Origin of the sequence: Pseudoalteromonas sp. SR45-5 (assembly GCF_014163565.1) — a bacterium.
GTDB lineage: Bacteria > Pseudomonadota > Gammaproteobacteria > Enterobacterales > Alteromonadaceae > Pseudoalteromonas > Pseudoalteromonas distincta.
The window spans coordinates 1-1,440 of the sequence record NZ_JACJDN010000826.1 but is presented as its reverse complement, the minus strand read 5'-3'; the positions used below and the strand labels follow the sequence as shown (position 1 = coordinate 1,440).

1 protein-coding gene is annotated in these 1,440 nt (G+C 39.8%); it reads right to left on the bottom strand.

Features of this window, described 5'->3' with window-relative positions; all coding sequences use genetic code 11:
- Nucleotides 1-19 precede the first annotated feature (19 nt).
- The gene (gene fucP, locus H5072_RS19370) at nt 20-1,327 is read right to left on the bottom strand and encodes an L-fucose:H+ symporter permease (RefSeq protein ID WP_029753314.1); all 1,308 of its coding nucleotides are present in this window, start codon (nt 1,325-1,327) and stop codon (nt 20-22) included.
- Nucleotides 1,328-1,440: the final 113 nt, after the last annotated feature.

The window sequence follows — 1,440 nt, the reverse complement described above, 5'->3', positions numbered from 1 at the left end:
GGCTCGGTTTTCAATCCATTTAGCAAGGCGCTACATTATTGAATACTCTGACTTTTGTTTTTAAATCAAATGCAGCATAAGCTGCAACAATAATAAAACACCCCGCAGGCACAACATAAGAAAACGCGACACTGTATGTATCAATAAACACAGCTTGGAATACAGGAACTATCGCTCCACCTAAAATAGCCATTACTAAACCAGCAGCACCTAGTTTTGCATCATCGCCTAACCCATGTAGTGAAATCGCGTAAATAGTTGGAAACATTAACGACAAGCAAGCCGATATACTTACCAGCGCCCATACGCCACTTATATTTGGCATTTTCACCATATAAAAACACAGCAGCATTGCAATAATAGAGGTTGCCATTAACAGTTTGGCAGGACGAATAAATCCCATAAGCCAGGTCATTACAAATCGAGAAACTAAAAAGGTGATCATACTGTATTGTAAAATACTTCCCCCAGTAACTTCATTTGTATCGAGTGCCTCCATTACGTACTGGATGGTAAATGTCCATACACAAGTTTGCGCCGCAACATTAAAAAACTGGGCGATAACACCAAAGCGGTAATGGGTATTTTTAAACAAGCGCTTAAACGTTGCACTAAATTCTACATGCTTAGAGACTTTTTTTTGCTTACAAAAATTAGGTGTTTTAGTAAACGCAATTGCCAACCAAATAAAAACCAACACACAAGCCATACCAACATAAGGCACCATAACTGCATCAAGTTCTGCGCTTATAATGCTAGTTAATTGCTCACTATTCATATTTGTGCGCTCACCAGAGGTTGCGGTATTGAGCTTTGGTAAAATAAGGGTAGCGGCTAAAAAAACACCAATGTTAGTACCGACAGGGTTAAATGATTGCGCCAAATTCAACCTGCGAGTTGCACCTTGTTGGGTGCCCATTCCCATTACATAAGGGTTTGCTGATGTCTCTAAAATAGATAAGCCTCCAGCTAACACAAACAAAGCCACTAAAAAAAAACCATAAGTCATTGCTTGGCTGGCGGGATAAAACAAAAATGCTCCGATTGCAGCCATCCCTAAACCGGTTAACACACCTGTTTTATACGAAAAGCGTTTATTGATATATGCCGCCGGAATAGCTAGGCAAAAGTAAGCTCCATAGTAGCTAAATTGTACCAATGCAGACTGCACTGACGACATAGTAAAAATTTTACTAAACACTTTTACTAGCGGATCAGTCATGTTTGCCGCAGCTCCCCATGCAGCAAAGCACAGAACAAGTAAAATAAAGGGAACCACCATCTCCTTGGAGACAAGAGGTGTTTGTGTGTGTGTGTGTGTGGTCATTGGCGTGCCTGTTTTGTTAGTGTTAAATAAAGTATTTCACCAGATAAATCTTATTCCGACTAAAAATACAATATAGTTATTTTTTGCCCTCCTGATATGAGAAGAGCACACGT